This window comes from Flammeovirgaceae bacterium SG7u.111, from assembly GCA_034044135.1.
Classification (GTDB): domain Bacteria; phylum Bacteroidota; class Bacteroidia; order Cytophagales; family Flammeovirgaceae.
On record CP139021.1, the window covers coordinates 4,364,298 to 4,385,092 of the forward strand.

The following is a 20,795-nucleotide window of genomic DNA, read 5'->3' on the forward strand; positions in this document are numbered from 1 at the left end:
TCTTACTTACTTAAAAAATATCATTACCAGTTCTGATGACCAACGAAATTGCAAGAGATAGATTTGAAAAACTAGGCAGACGCTACATTTTGGCATTGTTGGGAATTGCCATTGCTATCATCAGTAGCCAGCTCCTCATACAGACTTTCATTAGCAGGCAAAAAGATGACTCCCGCGTAGTGAATGTGGCAGGCCGCCAACGGATGCTCAGCCAAAAAATAAGTAAATTGGCGCTGAAGCTTCGCCTAGCCAAAGCAGAAGGCCACTCAGCAGCTGAAAAAGAGCTAGAAGAAGCCGTCGTGCTTTGGAAAACATCTCACGAAGCATTGCTCTATGGCAACGAAGAAATGGGGATCACCGATGGAAACAGCCAGGTGATAGAAGATAAATTCAAAGAAATAGCTCTTCCGTACAACCAAATGCTCCAAAGCGCCAACTCGCTCTTAGACCATGCAAACGAGAAGACCCTCTCCAGCGAGTGCCAAGAAGCCATCGACAACATCCTAAAACATGAAAGCGCCTTTTTGAAGGGAATGGATGAAATCGTGTTCCTTTACGATGACGAAGCTAAGGCAAAAGTAGGGACACTGAGCACTACTGAACTTATCCTGCTCACCATTTCTTTGCTCATCATCTTATTTGAAATCATTTTCATTTTCAAGCCAACCGCCAAAAACGTAGGCAGCACGATAGAAGAACTGATCCGCTCAGAAAAAACAGCCAAAAGCATGGCCCGGGAAATCGGTGTGCTTTACAACACCTTGGAAGAATCTTACCAACAATTGGCAGACACCGGCGGAGAACCCGAACTCCCTACCCTCTTCATGAGAACTACTCGAGAAGGCGACATGCTTTTTATCCCTGAAAAGTCATTGAAAACGATGGAATGCGGTAGAGAGGAATTCCCCAAAAACGTGTTCCAGTGGTTTATTGACGAAGGGTACTCGCCTGACTTTGTGGAGAAAGTAAAAGGAATAGTTGCAAGGGAACGATCATGGAACGGGGAAATAAAAGTAACTACAGGAGAAGGTGACTTTCTGTGGCTGGACATCCACCTTGTCCCCGTTGGGAAAACCAAATATCAATCTCAACAAATCATGGTAGCTTGCGCAAACGTAACTGACATAAAAGAAGCAAAGGAGCGTTCTATAGAAATAAACAAAGCCCGAATAGAGGAGCAAGTAAAAAAACAGCAATTCAGGTCTGTACTGATTTTGGAAGGACAGGAAGAAGAACGAAAAAGGATTGCCCGAGATATGCACGACGGAGTGGGCCAGATGCTTTACGGCATGCAGCTCAACCTAGAGTCGCTCATGCACAACAGCCCCAAAGCCTTGCGTAGCCAACTCTCTAACATCCAAGAACTCCTCACCAATGTGATTAGGGAAGTAAGAAGAGTTTCTTTTAACCTTACTCCTTCTAGTTTGAGCGATTTCGGGATAGGACCAGCCATAAAAAAATACTGCACCGAGGTTTCCAAACTCATGGGCATCGACATTATTTTTGAGAATAGGGACGGTTTCATAAACAGACTTGACAAAAACGTAGAAATCCATTTATACAGAATAGTCCAAGAAGCCATTAACAATGCTATCAAATATGCTAGTGCAAAAAACATTGACGTACTTATGACCTACGATTACCACAATCTCAGCATAGAAGTAACGGATAACGGCAAAGGCTTTGATTACGACAGGCTCAACAGAGATGGGTATTTTGCCGAATCTGGGCACGGCCTTTTTAATATGCAAGAAAGAACAAGCTTCTTCAACGGCAGCTTCGCTGTAGACTCCAAAATAGGAAGAGGCACGACTATAAAAGTAAATTTACCAATAAACTAAAAACGTTATGGACATAAAACGAGTAGTTCTAGCAGATGATCATGAAATAATTCGCAATGGTATCAAGATGATTCTCCAAAGCTCGGAAGATATAGAAGTTGTGGGCGAAGCATCGGATGGCTTGGAAGCACTTCAAAAAGTTGAGGAATTGAAGCCTCACGTACTGGTGGTGGACATCCGAATGCCCAACCAAAACGGCATAGAAACCGCCGCAATTATGCGCGACAAATTCCCCGACACCAAGGTCCTCATCCTCTCCATGCACGACGACGAGGAATACATCATCAAATCAGTAGAGTGTGGGGCATCGGGCTATTTGCTGAAAGACACCAACCAAACTGAGTTTATAAAAGCAGTGAGGTCAGTGTATAATGGTGAAAAATACTTTAGTGGGGATATTTCTTCGGTAATCGTGAATCATTACCTCAATGCAACCAAGGGGGGAAATGCTGCTACTGCCACCACCACCCGACCTTCAGCAGCTTCTGCCCCAGTTGCCGACAATTACGACCTCACCAAAAGGGAAAAGCAAATTTTGAGCCTGCTGTACAGAGGGGAAAACAACAAGCAAATAGCCGACAGATTCAACAAGAGCATCCGAACCATAGAAACCCACAGGTTCAACATCATGAAAAAAATGAAGGTCAACAATGTGATAGACCTGATAAAAAAAGTAGACGAAGAGCCGAGCTTGAAAAAACTGATTGAAGTTGAGCCTGTGTAAACTCAACATACTTAACCCACCCTCGGTGATTCACCCTGAGGCATCAAGTTTTTAAGATCCCCGTTGACCCCCAACGGTATTCTCCCCCCGCTTTCTTGATCTGGGCGAGGTAGCTTTTCTCCAATGCGCTGAGGTCGCCGACCGAGAGTTCTTCCCCGCTGTCGGGAAGGAGCTCTTGGGCGAAGGGGTTGTCAATACCGTTATTCCCTTTTATTTTCTCCGTCATTCCTGCGGACGCAGGAATCTCCAACCTATTGTCCAACAAGCTCTCCCCCTTTTCCAACAGTTGTTGGGGAGTAGGCTGGAGATCCCGTATCTCCGCTACGCTGCGTACGGGATGACGGGTAGTATTCAGCAATTGCTTCGCGTAGGTGGGAGATCCCGCATCTGCGCTATGCTCCGTGCGGGATGACGGAATGGGGTTGCTTCCTGCCAAGTTTGCTCCAATACTATCCACCGCTGCCGGTACCTTGCCCTTTTTGCGGGTGGTGTCTCCAGCGACGACATCGCTTGGAGCGATGTCGTCGCTTTTCTTCTGTAGCGTGAACGCCGGCGGGGCCAGGGGCAATAGCTGGGGCTGCGGCTTGGGCAATGCGGGCTGCGCGCCTTGCGACTGGGCAAGGGCGGGCAGGGACGCCAGCCAGAATAAGGCAAATAGCAACAGGAACATGGGGACTTTTCTGTCCATTTCGTTTAGTTTGTTTCGAAGTTTGTTTAGTTTATTTTTTTACTAGTTGGTTACACTAGTGTCCCATTAAAATTGGGACGTTATCAATAATTAAACAAATTTGGCTCATTCAGCCTAAAACGTTCTTTGTCATTTTGAAATTTAGTTCTCTGGAAGAGGTCTCGAAGATGAGTTTTATCGGTCAATGATATACTCAATATCTGTAAGACCTCATATGTGCTTCTGTTAAGTTTCATGTCTTTCTGGACAATTGCCACCAAACAGTAGGTGCATATAGCAACATAGATCTGTATACGGACCGCATTTTCAGTAGTACCCCAGAATTTTTTGATTTTCAGATGTTGCTTTAACCATTTGAAGAACAACTCGACTTGCCAGCGATTTTTATAAAGCTGGGCAACTTGCAAAGCAGAAATGTGCATTGCATTGGTCAAGAATAGAAGCTGGCGCTTTTGTTCTTCATCCCAATATCTGACGAGCCGAAGATGTCCTGGATAATATTGTTTTGGATAAAAACCAGTCAATTCAACTGTAACATCAGAAAGTACGTTCTTGGGCAACCTCCGTTTCCATTTGATTGTCTTGTATTGGAGGTTCTTTTTTGCCCTGACAACGAAGAAAGCCCCTATCTGATGAATCTTATACAACATCTTGAAGTGGTTATATGCACGGTCAAATATGTAATAAGATCCTGGTTCATAAGGAATCTCTTTCATCGCCGTAGAATCGTGTACAGAAGCTTCTGTAATATGAAAGAATGCGGGGATCTGCGTCTCTACATCATATAATGTATGCACTTTGATTCCGCCTTTTTTCTTACGGAACTTCGCCCACCAGAATACAGAAAGGCACAAGTCAATCGTAGTAGAGTCAAAAGCGTAGACATTGCCGTCAAGCTTGAAGATGTCAGAAACCCGTTTCTGACGGGCTTCATCAACCAGATAGTAAGCATACTCTTCAAAGATGCGATGGTCCCTGTCCTGGTTGGCCCTAGACAAGGATGACCTAGAAACATTCTTGCCCAAACCCAAATGATAAGATTTGGAATGATGGGCATCAAGTGCGACAATCAGATCTCTCAGGCTTTCACGATTGGATAATTGCCCAAACATCAGGGCAAGCAGCTGGTTCCAACAGGTGAAATGCTTCACGTATTTGTTTCCGTCATACTTACGAACGATGTAGTTAAACTTATTCCTATCCAGAAACGATGCTAACTGAGCGAAAACGTATTTATCCTTATGCATTTGCTATTCTCTTTAGGAATGAATGGCGAAAATGCAAATTGAAATCCGTTTAATCGAAAAACACCTACAACTAACTAAATTTCAAATATTTAAAAGAGTCTTATTGGATTTTAATGGGACAGCAATGAGTTGGTTAGTGTTTGGATTCTTTTGTTGTTAGTTGTTTGTTTGAAAATATCCAGCCCTTGTTTGGAGCTCGTCCACCGCATCTTTGCGGTCATAAAGCAAAATCGAAAATATGAAAAAAATTATACACATCCCCTTGCATAAACCATAAGAGTAGTGGGTTTATTTTTTTGCTAGCCGGTCAGTGATTGGTGTTTTTTGTTGTTAGTCGTTTGGTTTGTGTTTGCTTGGAAATATCGGTCCTTTGTGGGCACAAGCGGGACGCTTGCGCCATTGGGTGCTCCGACCAAAGGGGTGATTTTTAACTTTTTTCAATTAAACCCAAATAATAGCTACCCCAATACTGATAATGTTCAACTTTTGACAAAGAAAACTCTTCCGCTATAGGTTTGATATGTCTATAAATTGGTTTAAAATCAAAATCTACAATTGAATTGTTCCTTATAGGACTAATGTCCATTAACGCACACATAGAGCTAAACTTAATTTCTTTATTTTTGTCCTCTAATCCTCTGATCAAGACTTTTACAATTTCAGTTTTATTGGAGTTTAAATTTGAATTTCTTTTAATAGCCCAAATTGCTTTTTCTCTCAACTGTAAATCTGAAGATTTAGCCGCCTTTATCAAATATTCTAAAGCATCTTTTCCTATAATACTTAAGGCCCATACCGTTCTATCTACAATAGGAGCATGAACGTCTTTTAAGAGAAAAATCAGAATCTGAATCACATTTTCTCCACACTCTGATAGTTCTTTTTGGAAATCTTCAATCAGATAAAAAAGAGCAAAAAATCTGATTTTATCGTCATTATTTTTAAGTAAGCTCACTAATACTTTGAAGGTTTCAATATCTAAATAAGATGAATCTATATTTCTATATGCATCATATTTTGCATCTTCTGGTGAGTGTTTTAATATTTTTATAAATTCTTCCTTTGTCATACCTAGTTATTTCGCTTCTATTGTTATACTATATCTTAAATAAGAGGACAATTACGGAATATTATATCCTAAATCTTTTTCATCATGAGTAAAAAAGTATGCATAATTCGACCGTAATTCGTCCCAACCATTCTGAGTTTTAAATTTTTCATTTATCACATCTTCCCATGCAATACGCATTTGTCTTGCACATACAATTGGTGGAACTTGCCCCGTACCTGTTCCCAAACCAGGAACAGCTATGCTTTGAATTTTATCTTTTATTAGATCCCCATTATCGAACCTTCCATAGATTAACAATATTAGTATTGCTTTCATAGCAAGATAGACATTAGGAGACTTTAAAATTGTCATTGGGGTTCGCATTGTTGGTGCTGAAATTAAATATGAAAAATCAGAGTGTTCAGTTTCAATTACCGTAGCTTGTCCAACTAATAATTCACCATAATAATCTCTTCTGATTTTACCTTGAAGCTTCTTTTCAATATGCCATCCTAAATTTTTAGAAATAGCAAAATCAAGTCCTCCATTCATAAACCCAAAGCTATTTGCTGGACTCACAATTGCATCACACGGATAATTAAATATTGAATCATATTTAATTATTACATCTTGAACTCCATTAAATACTTTTTCCCATGCTTCTGTTAATTCGGAACTAGTACTGATAAAATAGTATGTCATGATTTATTTTGTAATATTTTAAACAAATCAAATTAAGCCTAAAATGGTTAATAACCAATCTCTTTTTCTTTATAAAAAGTATTGAGCTTATCTAGCTCCTTATTGGGTAATCTGATTTGAAATCTCCCACCTTCATAAGGCTCTATATATTTTTTTTCTACCCAATCGTCCCAAGTTGCTTTTGGAATGTCAACCCTGATTAAATAATCATCGTACGTTCCCTGTCTCGAATATTCAAGCGCAAGTTCACGCTCTTTTGCAAAATGAATTTCTCTTGCTCCTGTATCAAACCCATTCTTCATAATATTATCAACAGTCCCTTTTCTAGGTGCTCGATACATAGGAACAACATCATCAGCAAGAGGGATCATACTTCCTTCTTTTGCAGCAGCCCCTAAACTTCTGGGGGCAACCATTCTTCTTCCTGCCGCGCCTCTAATCGCTTCTCTACCGCCAACCAATATATCACCTATTGCAATTAATGCTTCAATCCTTTCTTCGATATTTTGGTTTCTTGCCATGCCTTGCCAAAACTGAGCCTTTTCATTTCCTTCAAAGGCACGGATTGCCAAATACCCTTCAATCTCAGTACTACCATTTATCTCACGAGCTAACCAATTTGGATCATACTTAGTCCATCCCAAGGCATTCCATAAATTGTTCTGTATTTCAAATTGATCATTATACTCCTCATCTACTGGTATCCAGTTATTCTTTTGTCTAGACCACCAAGTTGCTTCGTGTACAAAAAACTTAATGTCATCATCATCTGTAAAAACTATAACAGGAACAAAACTGCCATCAAATTTTTCATAAAAATGAACCTCATCATTTCCATCAGGATCAATATTCCATATTGGAGAGTTTTGTCCAAACTGATATGGTGAGACAAAACTCTTCACTACTTTATCAGGACTCAACCATTTTCCAATTTTTGAATTATATCCCCTAGCCCCAAAATCGACTATTCCTTTTCCTAGATCAGGATCATTTTCTTTATTATTAAACCCATATCGGTAGCCGATGTCCTCTCCTTTGGTGTATCCCCTGCCCGGCATCTGCATGCCAAAGGGGTGGTAGTCGCTCACGCTCGCCACGTCCGCAAAGCCGTCCGTCTTTTTCAGGTCGGTCACGGTCGCCAGCACGTTGCCCAGGTGGTTGCTTAGCTCAAACTGCCTTAGCCCCCAGGTGCGCTCGCCCATGGTCATGTCCGCATCCTCTGCATGTTCCCCGCCGTTCAGCGCGCCCAACCTAGAGCTGCCATAGATCGGTCTTTCTTTAAGCGTTATCTCTTCCTCTCCTTTTTTCTTGTAAATCGCCATCACGTTGCCCGAGGCATCCCTCACATAGTAGTCAGTCGCCACAATGTTGTCCCCTTCCCAGAGCTGCTTTACCGCGCGGTTGCCGTCGGGGGCGTAGCGGTATTGCACGCTCTTTTCCGCGCCCTCCACCGTCTTGCTCACCTTGGCCACCTTGCCCTGTATGGTCCAGTCTATGTCCGTAATGTTCTCCGAGTCGTCCCTTATCAGGTTGCCTATGGCGTCGTAGGCATAGTTGCCTTCTTCTTGCCCCAGCCTGGTGGAAAGGGTCTTCAGCTCGCCCAGCTTGGCGGAGAATTCTCCGCCCGGCTCCACCACAAAACCCGGCTCTATCTTGAAGCTCTCCTTGGCGGTGAGGGTGATGTCCTCGCCCTCTTGTACCCTCGCCCCGTCCGTAAGGGTGATGTTGTTGTAGTTCTCTTCTTGTGTTTGGGGCAGCGGGGTGTAGTCGTACGTAATGTCGCCGTTGGCGTCACCGCCTGGTGGAAGTGCCTCTACTTCCTCGTTGTCCTCTACATGTGCCAACCTGTTGGAGCCCTCTAGGTAGTTGGTCGTGAACCTGTAACCTTGGTTCTCCTCCTTCTCCATATAGCTGCCGTCCATGTAGTTGTATGTGATCAGGATCACCTCCCTGTCCAGCTCTTGGTTCCTGCCCAGTTGCTCTATGTTGCCGTTGCCGTCGTAGGTATAGTGGCTGTCGTAGGCTTTTTGCACGTCGGGCGTGCGGTTTGCCCAGGCCGTGCCGTCAAAGGCGGAAGACCTCGCAAAGGAGATGCGGTTGAGCTGGTCGTAGCCGTAGTGCATGGCCTGCAGCGCCTTGTCGGGGCGGGTAGAGCCGTCTTCTTTCCTTCCCAGTTGGGGCAGGTCGGTCGCCATCCAGGCGATGTTCCCGTTGTAGAGCCCCACATTGCCCGCCAGGTCGTTGGCATGGGCATGGTCGTCCCACAACTGGCCGTTGGCCATTGCCCCTAGCCCTAGGCCTTCCTTGATCGGCGCATAGTCGCCCTTGTAGTAGCCGAGGGCATAGGCGAACTCGTCTTTGGGGAGGGAAGGAGGATACTTCTAGCCTATTGCCATCTACTTCAGAGTAAAGGATACTAGTCGCTATTATTCATCTCACAAAAACTATTTTTTTTGCGCGCCAAAAAAAAACACAAACCATTCATTTTCAATTGCTTAATACTAAAACTACGTAATTACGTAAATTAATTAAAAAATTTATTACGTATTACTACGTATTTTTTAAAAATAATCCCTTACCTTAGTATCAATAAATAAGTAAAACAACGGAAAATTATACGTAACCGATCAACACATTAAAAGAGTTTCTAAGTAAATATGAAAATCGTCTCACTACCAACTTTACATTTTAAACCTGAAACGCTTTAAGCTATATGTTCAATTTTACTAAAAAGATACTTTTACTGGGTTTGTTCCTAATAGGAGCCCTCTCTACTGTTTATGGTCAGTTCTCTATAGTTGGTGAAATTCGCCCAAGGGCAGAATTCAGAAACGGTTTCAAAACCTTAAATAAAGACAATACCGACCCTGCATTTTTTATTGAGCAGCGTTCGAGACTGTACTTTGGCTACAAAGCAGATAAAATCAACTTTAAGCTTTCTTTGCAAGATGTGAGAATCTGGGGTAACGCAGACCAGATCTACAAAGAAGACCCTGCACTTGCCAATGTGTACGAAGCTTGGGCTGAGTATGAGCTTTCTAGCAAATGGGCGGTGAAGGCTGGTCGCCAAGACTTGAACTACGACAATGCTCGTTTCTTAGGAAACCTCGGATGGGCTCAACAAGGAAGAAGCCACGATGCGTTGTTGCTTACGTTCAAAGACAGTACCGGTACTCAGCTTCACATAGGCGGCGCATTCAACCAAAACGTTCCTTTCGAGCCAGGCAAATTGTTTTCTACGTACTATGAAGGCGTAAACAACTACAAAACCATCCAATACGCTTGGTTGCACAAAGACCTTGGCAACTCAAATTTTTCGGTACTTGTATTCAACGATGGTCGCCAAGCAGCTGACTCGGCAGTGCATTTCCGCCAAACGTATGGGTTCTTTGGAAACACAAAAGTAGGAAATGTAAAATTACAAGGAGAGCTGTATTACCAAGGTGGTAAAAACGGTGGAGGGGCTGATGTTAGCGCTTACATGATTGCCTTAAACGCTACATTGCCCACCAAAATCACACCTCTTACCATTGGCTTCGATTACCTATCGGGCACAGAAGCTTCGGACGACAAAGACAAATCATTTGCTCCACTATATGGCACTAACCATAAATTCTACGGTCTGATGGATTATTTCTACGTAGGAAATGGCCACAATGTAGGAGGAAAATCAATCGGATTGGTTGACATCTTCCTCAAGACCAACTTCAAACTAAGTAAAAAATCTTCCCTTTTGGGTCACCTCCATTACTTCTCGTCTCCAGTAGCTATCCAAAACCCAGAAGGCAGCGGAGAAGCTTCAGCGGGACTAGGTACTGAGCTTGACTTGGTATGGAATGTAAACATGTCGAAATGGGCAAACTTCAAGCTTGGCTACTCTCAAATGTTCGCTACAGAGACTATGGGAATAGTGAAAAGTGGAAACCACGACATGACCAACAACTGGGCATGGGCGATGCTAACGATCAAACCTGAATTATTCAAATCAAAGTAAGTATTTGTAATCAAGATCTAAATTATTAACCCCTAAATCCAAATTAAAATGAGTACATCAGCTACAGGAAAGGCTACCAAAATCAACTTGTTTAGCCTGAAAACCATCAACATGAGAACATTCCATCTTACGTGGTTCTCTTTCTTCCTATGTTTCTTCGGATGGTTCGGTATTGCGCCTCTTATGGCGGTTGTAAGGGAAGAACTTGCCCTTTCAAAAGGTCAAATTGGTAACATCATTATCTCGTCGGTTGCCATTACGGTGTTCGCCCGCCTAGCCATTGGCTGGTTGTGCGACAAGATCGGCCCTAGGATTACCTATTCGGCGTTGCTTATTTTTGGTTCGCTTCCAGTAATCTTCATCGGCTTGGCAGACAGCTATATGAGTTTCTTGCTTTTCAGATTGGCAATTGGTGTGATCGGTGCTTCTTTCGTAATCACTCAGTACCACACTTCAATGATGTTTGCACCAAACGTGGTAGGAACAGCAAATGCTACTACTGCAGGATGGGGTAACCTTGGTGGTGGTGTTACGCAAATGATAATGCCATTGGTTTTTGCTATGTTCGTTGGGTTTGGATACGCCGATGCTTCTGCTTGGAGATATGCTATGGTAATCCCAGGTCTTGCGTTAATTGTTTGCGGTGTTTTATACTACAAATACACTACTGACTTGCCAGAAGGAAACCTTGCTGACCTAAAGAAAAACGACCCTGAATTTAAAGTAAAAAGCAAAGAATCGAAAGGATCTTTCAAAATGGCGCTTAAAGACCACAGGGTATGGGCACTTTTCGTAATCTACGGAGCATGCTTCGGTGTAGAGTTGACTATCAACAACATTGCAGCTATCTACTACCATGATTACTTCCAACTGGATCTTAAAACTGCTGGTCTGATTGCAGGTCTGTTCGGATTGATGAACATTTTCGCTAGATCTTTAGGAGGTTTCTTCGGAGACAAAGCAGGTATAAAGTGGGGATTGAAAGGACGGGTTTACTTCTTAGGCGCTGTTCTTCTTATAGAAGGTCTTGCTCTTATCTTATTCTCTAAAATGGCGATCTTGCCAGTGGCTATCATCACCATGATCATCTTTAGTTTGTTCGTGCAGATGTCAGAAGGAGCAACGTATTCAGTAGTTCCTTTCATCAACAAAAAAGCAATTGGCGCCATTTCAGGTATAGTAGGAGCTGGCGGTAACGCTGGTGCGGTTGCAGCAGGTTTCTTATTGAAGTCTGAAGGGATTTCTTACCCAGAAGCATTGACCATCATCGGAATCTGTGTAATAGGCGCATCGGCACTTTCTCTTCTGGTAAGGTTCTCTACTCAAGCGGAATCTGAAGCTAAAGTAGAGATGGACGAATCATTGGCTGCGGCTAACTTGCAACCAATTCCTGTTAAAGCTTAAATACACTGAAAAATACGTTTCCGTACAGATTTCGATACTAAAAAATTATTTCATACCTACTGAGAGTTGCTGGTTGCTAGTTTCTTGTCACTAGTTTTCGAAAGAGAAAAAGGTAACGCTCTCCAATTATCAATGTAATAACACCTCATTTTTTTTTACGATTGGAAAGCCTTAATAACTAGCAACTTGTAACCGGTTAAAAAGAAATAAAATGGATACGTTAACTACGTTCAGTAATTCAGCTCACAGAATGCTTAATACTTTCACCTAATCTACTTCATATAGATTCCCCCTGTGCTTTGGCATAGGGGGTTTCAAAATAAACACCTAGTAAAGCTTAGTTCAAACGAAGCTAGCTTTCACAAAACAAGATTTAAGGTTTGGATCACCTTTTTTCCTTGTAGATAAAAATATGTGGCTATTAACGTTTTAAGTTGTTTCACTCCAAAACATACTAACAAGTATATCACTTACTTAAAAACAAATTCGGAATGCAATCCCTGAGAAAATCATACAAAACTACTTGCTCATATTGTGGCGTTGGCTGCGGCATAGAAGTGAGCAAAAACAGAAATGGGCAACTCGTCTTGAAAGGTGACGAAGACCATCCTGTAAATAAGGGCATGCTCTGCTCAAAAGGGATGAACCTTCACTACACGGTACAAGATCACTCTGACAGGATTATGAACCCGAAAATGCGTTGGAGTAGAAACCATCCGCTCGAAAGAGTAAGTTGGGATACAGCACTCACAAGAGCATCGGCTGTTTTCAAAACGTTTATTAAGCAACATGGTCCCGATTCGGTAGGGTTTTATGTTTCAGGGCAATGCACCACCGAAGAATATTACTTGGTGAACAAACTCACTAAGGGCTTTTTTGGAACGAATAACATCGATACTAATTCCCGCCTTTGCATGAGCGGAGCTGTAGTAGGTTACGTAAAAACATTGGGAGAAGACGCCGTACCTGTTTCGTACGACGATATAGAAAAAGCAGACTGTTTTTTCATTACAGGGGCTAACCCTGCATGGTGCCACCCTATTTTGTTCAGGAGAATAGAGGCACATAAAGAGAACAATCCTGACACCAAAATAATAGTGGTTGATCCAAGGGTGACGCAATCTTGCGCCTTGGCCGACCTTCACCTCCAAATTAGGCCTGGCACCGATACGGTTCTTTACCATGCCATAGGTCGTTGCCTCATCGAAAACGGCGATGTTGATATGGATTTTATCAACAACCACGCTAACGGCTACAAAGAGTACCGCGACGAGGTAATGAAAACAAGCCTAGAAGAAGCTTCTACTATTTGTGGGGTAACCGAAAGTGACATCAGATTGGCAGCCAGCTACATTGGCAATGCCAAAGGATATATATCCATGTGGGCAATGGGACTGAACCAAAGCACCGATGGAGTAAATAGGAATTTAGCCTTACTTTCACTCAACCTTATTACAGGACATATTGGCAAGCCTGGTTCGGGACCTTTTTCCCTTACCGGGCAACCCAATGCTATGGGTGGCAGGGAAGTAGGCGGCATGGCCAATCTTTTGGCTGCGCACAGAGTACAAGGAAATGCCGAACACCGAGATGAAGTTGCTAAGTTTTGGGGAGTAGACTCCCTGCCCGATAAACCGGGAAAAACGGCTACTCAAATGTTTGAGGCACTCCGCTCAGGCGAGATGAAGGCGATCTGGATTGTGTGTACCAATCCATCGGTAAGTATGCCCGATGCAAAGTTGGTTGACGAAGCGCTCAAGCAAGCCAAGTTCGTAATCGTCCAAGATATTTCTACTAAATCGGATACGGCTAAATATGCCGACCTTGTTCTTCCTGCTGCTGGTTGGTTGGAGAAAGAAGGTACGATGACCAACTCGGAAAGAAGGATCAGCTACTTGAATAAAGTTGTCTCTCCTCCGGGCGAAGCAAGACCCGACTGGGAAATTTTTTGCGATTTTGCCAAAAAAATGGGCTACCATGGCTTCGATTTCAAATCTGCCGCTGCGGTATATGACGAGCACTGCCAACTCACCAAAGGTACCAACATAGACATTAGCGGATTGAGCTACAAACGCCTCCAAGCGGAAGGCACGTTCCAGTGGCCCGTTCCAAGCACCGACTCGAAGGGCACAAAACGCCTTTTTACAGACAAAAAATTCTATACGCCTAACCAAAAGGCAAATATATTGATAAGCGGGGCATCGGTAGAAGCCGAGCCAGTAACCCCGGAGTTCCCACTCATTCTTACCACAGGCCGTATCCGTGACCAATGGCACACCATGACCCGTACGGGCAAGGTAAACCGCCTCAACAAACACATCGCTCGACCTTTCTTAGAAATCCACCCGAACGATGCAGCAGAAAGAGGAATTGCAGACGGAGACATCGTAAAGGTTACAAACGACAGAGGCGAAGTGAAGGTGAGTGCCACTATTACCGAAAGCATTAGGGAAGGCGTTATTTTCTTGCCAATGCACTGGGGAAAAATATTCAGCAATGACTTCTCTAGGGCCAATAACCTTACCAACAGCGCATTTGACCCGCAGTCTAAACAACCAGGCTTCAAGTACTCGGCGGTGCAGGTAACCCCTCTTACCAAAAAGAAAGAGAAAGTCATCATTATTGGTGCAGGCGCAGCGGGCTATAGGTTCATCAACACCTACCGTGAGCTGAACCAAGAGGATGAACTCCATGTGTTTTCTAAAGAAAAATATCCTTTCTACAACCGTGTACTTTTGCCAGAATACGTAAACGGGCAAAAAGACTGGGAAAACCTGTTGAAATTCCGCCAAGGTGAATTTGAAGCACTCAAAGTTCATCTGCACAATGAAAACAGCATTGAGCTGATCGACAGGGACAACAAAAAAGTGTTAGATGCAAAAGGAGAATGGCATTCGTACGATAAACTTATAGTAGCCACGGGTAGCAGGGCGTTCGTTCCGCCAGATGCTCCTATGCACTTACCAGGTCTTTTCACGGTAAGAAGCAGGCAAGATGCAGATCGTTTGAAATTACACCTGAACAAGGACAAGAACAAAGTATTGGTAATAGGCGGAGGGTTGCTTGGCCTAGAATTGTCTGCCGCTTTGACTGAGATTGACGTAGACGTAACTATCATCCAGCTTTCTTCTAGACTGATGGAAAGGCAGTTGGACGCTACCGCCAGCAACATGTTGATAGACGTAGTAGAAGACATGGGCATCAATGTGTACCTCAACGACCAAGTACAAGAGCTAAGCAAAAGCGAGATAAATGAAAACGGTCTTCATGTAAAAATGAAGAGTGGTAGGGAACTAGACTACGATGCCGTGGTATATGCCATTGGTACGAGACCAAATATTGAAATTGCTAAAAATGCCGACCTCGTTAGCGGAAGGGGCATAAAAGTAAACAGCTATTTGCAAACGAGCGACCCAGATATTTTTGCACTAGGCGAAGTAGCCGAGCACGAGGGCAAGATCAACGGAATTACCGCCGCTGCAGAAAAACAAGCCGATATTTCTGCACGATTCATTGCCGGTGATCCATTCAGCATCTACAATGGAAATGTCCCGATGAACATTCTCAAGTTTGCCAACCTCGACCTGTGCTCTATAGGAATGGTCACTATTCCTGCCAACGAAAAAGACTATGAAGAGGTCATCTTGATAGATAAATCCCGAACCTATTATAAGAAGTGCTTGGTAAAACAAGACAAACTGGTGGGTGCGATAATGATGGGCGACAAAGCCGAATTTGCCGAGTTCAAAAGGCTTATTGAAGAACAAACCGAACTTTCTGAAAAACGTGGGGAACTGCTCAGGGGAGCTTCTCCGGGCGAACCAATGATAGGCGAACTGGTATGTAGCTGTGGCAATGTGGGTAAAGGCAACATTGAAAAAGCCGTTACAGGCGGCTGCCACCACCTCAAAGAAGTCTGCATGCAAACAGGTGCGGGACTTGGCTGCGGTAGTTGCAAACCAGAAGTCAAAAACATCATTGATGAAATGCTGGTATTGAAATAGCCGATCGTAGAGACGCCCCAATCTAACCGATACAAAAAAATTAAAAGAATAAGCCTAACTTTGAGAAAGTGATAACAACAGAAGAAACAGTGAATATACAACAAGTGGCAAATGTTGAAAAACATGAACTGGTAAGGGTTTTTGTAAAAGGCGGCGTGATCAGCGCGGGCGATCTCCTCAAGATCATCCACACCGTAGAAGGCTTCGGCTTGGACTACATCCATTTCGGATCGAGGCAAGACATCATGTTCCCAGCCTCCTCCAACGTTCGCAACATCATTGACGAAACGTTCAATGCTATCCATACTTCCTACGATATGGATGGGGAATCTTACCAAAATATAGTAAGCTCCTACCCTGCCCTCAACGTAATGCCCAAAAGGCAATGGTTGGCCACGCATATTTACCACTACATTTTCGAAACATTCGATTACCAGCCAAAACTCAAAATCAACATTGTTGATCCTACACAAAGCTTAGTACCGCTTTTCACCGGTAACCTCAATTTCATTGCCTCCCAAAAAGAGAGCTATTGGTACATGTTCATCAGGCTAGAAAACATTGACGAGAAACCTTGGCAAGTGCCAATCTTGATCTATAGCTACGACATTGCCAAAACTTCCAAGGCCATAGAAGAAGCCCTACAGAACAAGAAATTTGACAACTACCAAGAGCTCTTCAATGAGGTAATAAGCCCGTTGAAAATAAATGCGCAAGCAGCAAAAGAGTCTTTGGTATATCCTGACACCAACTTTCCCTACTACGAGGGCATAAACCTTTCGGAAGACGGCCACTATTGGCTGGGATTATACTGGAGAAATAACTGCTTTAGTATCAAGTTCTTAAAAGCCTTGTGCGAGCTTTGCCAAGAAACCAAAGTAGGAAAGCTTTGTCTTACTCCTTGGAAATCGTTCATTATCCAAGGGATAAATGAATCGGACAAGCTGCTGTGGGAAAAGTTACTGGGCAAATACGGCATAAATATGCGCCACTCGGCCATAGAGCTTAACTGGCACCTGCCCGTGCTCGACCAAGAAGCCTTGGAGCTCAAAACCTTTTTGGTAAGAGCGCTCGACCAACAAGACATCAGCACCTACGGGCTTTCCTTCACTATCCGAAATACGCAAGACATCATCTTGTTCACTTCCGTAGTGATAGAAAAAAACGAAGAAAGGTCAGGAAAATCCCCTACGTACAACGTGTTGTATTCCAAGGATTTTAACCCGAACCTTACCGAATATACAGCCTATGCCAAAGGCGTGACCAAAGAAGTGTTGCCCCCTATCTTGATAGAACTGAGCAAGCGCTACTACGAACAACTGGAAACGCGCAGCACCCCTACGGGAAGCAAGCGCAGCAAAAAAACAGGAGAAAAAGTATTGTACCAATGCACCAACTGCATGACTGTTTACGATGATGCCTTTGGAGAACCAGATACGGGCATAGAACCGGGCATCCCATTTGGGAAACTACCCGAAAGCTACACCTGCCCCACGTGTTCATCGCCCAAAAGTAGCTTTATGCCGCTGGGGTAGAATTAGGGTTAGCTAAGTTTTAAGTAATAATTGCCAACTAGCAACATATATCTCACTTTGATAAAAGTTGCTAGTTACTTGTCGCTTGTTACTGGTTTTAGTAATTGGAGAGATAAAAACTAAAACTAGCAATCCGCAACCGTTAGCCATGAAACTAACTATCAGTAAACTAACAAAGCTCGATTTCTACCAAACTCGCATTCCGATCCACTAGACTATGAGGCTTATACAAGAGTTTGCCAAACTAAAGTGGTAAGAAAAATGAAAGGCATTGGCGACCGATACATCTTTTTTCGCTTATAGCCTGCAAATGTAAGCCGGAGAGGCTCAATAAACCCTAACCGGTAAACCTTAAACATTTTAAGTAGCATTCCGATCCACATAATATATAAGATAAGGAACGTTGTATCATCTTTCCCTATCTCTCAGGACTTACTATAAATTCGTTTGATTGATTAGTAGTTCAAATTCAATAGAGCCAGCGGTTGTAAAAAGTCGCTGGCTTTTTTGTTGCTATCACCCAAATCAGCTATCCTGAATTTGATTTAGAACCTCCGCCCTAGTATTCAGCATGCTACATTCAGGAAGCTTTCAAACCAAACATACCCTACTCTACAATTTTTTCAGGTAATTAGCCAGTTGATTTGGTCTGGTAACAAAGGGGGAATGGTCAGAATTATTGATAGTATGGATGGACGTCCCAGGAAACCTACTGTACATAAAGCTTTGCAAACCAGGCGTAACAGCCTGATCGTTCGGACAAGCCACATAGTTTTTGGGCAAAGAAGCATAATTCGACCCAAGAGATACTGTATCTAAAGCAGTTTGTATAGGTTGAGGTCTCAGCAAAGGTAAAACATCATTTATTTCCTGCTGCAAAGGCTGGTTATTATTATTCAGGGAGTAGTTATAAAAGGCTTCTATTAAAATGGAATCAGGTAAATATATGCCAGGAGGATTCACTATCACATTTTGGGTTATTACAGACAGTGTATCTTGCAAGGAAAGCTGAATAAGTGACTCTCCACTAACAGGCATAAATGCTGAAACATAAACCAACCTCTTTATTTTTTGTGGAATAGATTCGCCTACTTGCGAAATGACCACCCCACCATACGAATGCCCTACTAAAATCACCTCTTCGGGTTGTGCATTAATTGCCGCAATCACTTGGTCTACATGCGTTTGCAAATTTACCGACCCTATTGGAGTATTATCATTGCCCAAACCAGCTAACTGCACCGCAATGATGGTATGACCAAATTCTTCAAGCTTGTCTTGTACATTGCCCCAAACAGATTCAGGATGCCAAGCCCCATGTATGAGTACATAGGTATGAAGTGTTTTCTTTTTGTGGTAAAACTCATCTGCTACCACAGATTTTTCCAGTTGCTCTAACTCATCTTGGCAAGCATTACATAGCAACAGCATCGCCATTGCTACAAAAGACCCTAATATAGTTCTCATCGTAACTTAGTAATTTACAGAATTTTAAATTGGCTTATCATTCGTTTAACGCACCACTTGTTACATAGTATAAAATCTCATACTATTCTTGACCTCACCAGTATAAAACACATACTCACTTTGTTTTTATGTAACAAAGCAACATAGAAGACTATTCTAAATGGACTAAAATTATTGGAACCTCACCTCTTAATATAACTTGAGACATATATACAAAAGCTTAACTGACAGCATTGAGCGAAACATACCTAGGGAAAGTTAAACATTTTATCACCCCAGCCCTGAGCCAGAATCACTTGCCTAACACCCCGAAATACTAGCTCTTTTGCACAATATGTGAGAGATATCACCTGGTTCGAGCATCTCGCTCAGATCTTGGTGGTATTGGCTTTTTAGACAACCCTCCTACCGCTCGCTTCTAGAGCATGCCAAACTTTAGTATTAGCATGGAATGGCAACTGATTTTATAGCGGCTGATTAATTAGTAGTTCAAATTTATTAAGGCCAGCAACTGTAAAAACCGTTGGCTTTTTTGTTTTTGTACCCACACCAAGAAACTAATCGAATAGCTTTGAAAGCAGGTTGTTTTCAATTAGTTTTAAAAGAGGTATTTTGAGTAGATCTTGCCAAAAACATACTCAACGCACCCTATCTAAAATAGTCTTATTACAGGCCTCAACCCTCAGCTTCTATGTTCAATATTTCAGATCTGATAAATTCGATTGAAAAACTCACCTTTCAGTTGATATCATGGATTATCCTAATCCCCAAGACTCTATTTTGGATATTGGCAGCTCCTGCTAGCATGGTCAAGTATATTGATCACCAATTGGAACAGAAAAACCCCGAATTCCAGAGCTTCATCTCCCCTATTTTTTTATTCCTTTTGGTAGGGCTCGGTCCCATCGCACTAGAAAGCTTTATCAAACTGCCTGAAATTCATATTGATGGGAAGAGAAATGTGATGGTGGATTCTACCTATCAGTACACTGCCAAAATTGACTACTTAAGCGACTGGACGGAGTACCGCACCAATAAACATATTTATGAATATGTGTGGAGTCATGGGAAAAACAGATCCGATAAAAAACTGATCAAAACTTACCTGTTCGAAAACTTCCTTCCCGAAGAAAACATTCTTGATATCACCTTTGCCCGTGAATTTTATAACGAAAACGAAGTAGACTCCTTGCCAACCACAACTACTCTTAGCAATAAAACCAACAGTGAATCAATCACCATCTCTCGCGACTCAACCCATTTATTTTTAGATATATACGCATACAAACTAGCCGACTACACAGATTTTGATGAAGAGAAATCTACTACCTATTCTGGGGGAAATACATTGCCTGATAGGTACCAATATGTTGCTGGAAATAAAGATACATTACCTTTTCAGGTATCCATCCCCATCAATGTATTCGACAGCCAATTGAAACTAAAAAATGTAGAAAGGATCACTTCAAAAGATGCAGAAGACAGCACTACAGGAACAATTGCTATCGACGAAAAGCAACTGTATGCCATTGGGATTGCCCTGATGTCGCTTCCTTTGTTTTTTGCCGTAAGCCTTATCATAAAAGAAGATGAAAAAATAAACCTGACCAATCTTAAAAGGCGTCTTTATGCTCAGTGCGCATTATTCACGCCCATCGTTTTAATTTTCCAGTTCGGTATTCTTTACGAGAATATAGTCCCGCCACAATATACAGGCAATGTAATATTCGTAATCCTTATATTAGGACTTGCCAGCATAGTCTGGTTTACCATTGTCCAAGCTAATATTTACCTTTTAAGCATTAAGGAAGTTATTGCCATCTTATTTGGGCTGCCATTTTTGATCACTATTTCCATCATGCTCTTCATAGAAGCCCTTATAGAGTTTTCGCATTTCAAATGGATTGTATGGTTATTTGTAATAGCCATTTCCATCCCGTTAGTAATGAGCTTGGGCTTGAGTGACAAAAACTTTATAGAAGAAGAAGAGGCATAAAGAAGTACTTCCTTATGGTAGTATTTGATTTCATTTGGGGTTGAGAGACTTGCTCCATCGGGGATGGCACTATTTTTTGCTTCATCGAGTTATTCACCAATTCGAGTCGTTCCTTGCTTGACAAAGAATCTCCCTCCAGTGT

At 42.5% G+C, this 20,795-nt stretch carries 13 protein-coding genes; 7 read left to right on the forward strand and 6 right to left on the reverse strand.

All coding sequences use genetic code 11. The features are described from left to right. The first annotated feature begins 35 nt into the window (after positions 1-35). Positions 36-1,841 (forward strand): histidine kinase, encoded by a 1,806-nt coding sequence (locus R9C00_17105; protein WPO33420.1) that lies wholly within the window; start codon positions 36-38, stop codon positions 1,839-1,841. A gap of 7 nt (positions 1,842-1,848) precedes the next feature. After that, positions 1,849-2,565 (forward strand): response regulator transcription factor, encoded by a 717-nt coding sequence (locus R9C00_17110; GenBank protein ID WPO33421.1) that lies wholly within the window; start codon positions 1,849-1,851, stop codon positions 2,563-2,565. A gap of 43 nt (positions 2,566-2,608) precedes the next feature. Here R9C00_17110 and R9C00_17115 read toward each other — a convergent pair whose 3' ends face one another. The 5 genes from R9C00_17115 to R9C00_17135 all read right to left on the reverse strand — a co-directional run bounded on the left by R9C00_17115 (position 2,609) and on the right by R9C00_17135 (position 8,535). Then, complete coding sequence (locus R9C00_17115) at positions 2,609-3,022, reverse strand: hypothetical protein (protein WPO33422.1); 414 nt, start codon at positions 3,020-3,022, stop codon at positions 2,609-2,611. Between the two features lie 314 nt (positions 3,023-3,336). Then, a complete protein-coding gene (locus tag R9C00_17120) occupies positions 3,337-4,500 on the reverse strand; it encodes an IS4 family transposase (GenBank protein WPO33423.1) in 1,164 nt (387 codons plus the stop codon). A 427-nt stretch (positions 4,501-4,927) separates the two neighbouring features. Then, the gene (locus tag R9C00_17125) at positions 4,928-5,569 is read right to left on the reverse strand and encodes a hypothetical protein (protein WPO33424.1); all 642 of its coding nucleotides are present in this window, start codon (positions 5,567-5,569) and stop codon (positions 4,928-4,930) included. Between the two features lie 51 nt (positions 5,570-5,620). Next, a complete protein-coding gene (locus R9C00_17130) occupies positions 5,621-6,253 on the reverse strand; it encodes a macro domain-containing protein (GenBank protein ID WPO33425.1) in 633 nt (210 codons plus the stop codon). A gap of 47 nt (positions 6,254-6,300) precedes the next feature. Further along, positions 6,301-8,535 carry an RHS repeat-associated core domain-containing protein gene (locus R9C00_17135; GenBank protein WPO33426.1) on the reverse strand — a complete coding sequence of 745 codons (2,235 nt, stop codon included), beginning with the start codon at positions 8,533-8,535 and terminating at the stop codon, positions 6,301-6,303. A gap of 431 nt (positions 8,536-8,966) precedes the next feature. Between R9C00_17135 and R9C00_17140 the strand changes: the two genes are divergently transcribed. The 4 genes from R9C00_17140 to R9C00_17155 all read left to right on the forward strand — a co-directional run bounded on the left by R9C00_17140 (position 8,967) and on the right by R9C00_17155 (position 17,190). Then, the gene (locus R9C00_17140) at positions 8,967-10,247 is read left to right on the forward strand and encodes an alginate export family protein (GenBank protein ID WPO33427.1); all 1,281 of its coding nucleotides are present in this window, start codon (positions 8,967-8,969) and stop codon (positions 10,245-10,247) included. 48 nt (positions 10,248-10,295) lie between these two features. Further along, a complete protein-coding gene (locus R9C00_17145; protein ID WPO33428.1) occupies positions 10,296-11,651 on the forward strand; it encodes an MFS transporter in 1,356 nt (451 codons plus the stop codon). 491 nt (positions 11,652-12,142) lie between these two features. Further along, the gene (locus R9C00_17150) at positions 12,143-15,655 is read left to right on the forward strand and encodes a molybdopterin-dependent oxidoreductase (GenBank protein WPO33429.1); all 3,513 of its coding nucleotides are present in this window, start codon (positions 12,143-12,145) and stop codon (positions 15,653-15,655) included. 68 nt (positions 15,656-15,723) lie between these two features. After that, positions 15,724-17,190 (forward strand): rubredoxin, encoded by a 1,467-nt coding sequence (locus tag R9C00_17155; protein ID WPO33430.1) that lies wholly within the window; start codon positions 15,724-15,726, stop codon positions 17,188-17,190. A gap of 612 nt (positions 17,191-17,802) precedes the next feature. Here the strand turns inward: R9C00_17155 and R9C00_17160 are convergent. Beyond that, a complete protein-coding gene (locus R9C00_17160; protein ID WPO33431.1) occupies positions 17,803-18,657 on the reverse strand; it encodes an alpha/beta fold hydrolase in 855 nt (284 codons plus the stop codon). 691 nt (positions 18,658-19,348) lie between these two features. On the opposite strand from R9C00_17160, the gene R9C00_17165 reads away from it, so the two are divergent. Further along, a complete protein-coding gene (locus R9C00_17165) occupies positions 19,349-20,653 on the forward strand; it encodes a hypothetical protein (GenBank protein WPO33432.1) in 1,305 nt (434 codons plus the stop codon). The last annotated feature ends 142 nt before the right edge of the window (positions 20,654-20,795 follow it).

What these genes read in the sequence shown, in the direction of transcription:
- R9C00_17105 (WPO33420.1), top strand. Translation starts at nt 36, where the DNA reads ATGACCAACGAAATTGCAAGAGATAGATTTGAAAAACTAGGCAGACGC.
- R9C00_17110 (WPO33421.1), top strand. Translation starts at nt 1,849, where the DNA reads ATGGACATAAAACGAGTAGTTCTAGCAGATGATCATGAAATAATTCGC.
- R9C00_17120 (WPO33423.1), bottom strand. Translation starts at nt 4,500, where the DNA reads ATGCATAAGGATAAATACGTTTTCGCTCAGTTAGCATCGTTTCTGGAT.
- R9C00_17125 (WPO33424.1), bottom strand. Translation starts at nt 5,569, where the DNA reads ATGACAAAGGAAGAATTTATAAAAATATTAAAACACTCACCAGAAGAT.
- R9C00_17130 (WPO33425.1), bottom strand. Translation starts at nt 6,253, where the DNA reads ATGACATACTATTTTATCAGTACTAGTTCCGAATTAACAGAAGCATGG.
- R9C00_17135 (WPO33426.1), bottom strand. Translation starts at nt 8,535, where the DNA reads ATGGCCAACGGCCAGTTGTGGGACGACCATGCCCATGCCAACGACCTG.
- R9C00_17140 (WPO33427.1), top strand. Translation starts at nt 8,967, where the DNA reads ATGTTCAATTTTACTAAAAAGATACTTTTACTGGGTTTGTTCCTAATA.
- R9C00_17145 (WPO33428.1), top strand. Translation starts at nt 10,296, where the DNA reads ATGAGTACATCAGCTACAGGAAAGGCTACCAAAATCAACTTGTTTAGC.
- R9C00_17150 (WPO33429.1), top strand. Translation starts at nt 12,143, where the DNA reads ATGCAATCCCTGAGAAAATCATACAAAACTACTTGCTCATATTGTGGC.
- R9C00_17160 (WPO33431.1), bottom strand. Translation starts at nt 18,657, where the DNA reads ATGAGAACTATATTAGGGTCTTTTGTAGCAATGGCGATGCTGTTGCTA.
- R9C00_17165 (WPO33432.1), top strand. Translation starts at nt 19,349, where the DNA reads ATGTTCAATATTTCAGATCTGATAAATTCGATTGAAAAACTCACCTTT.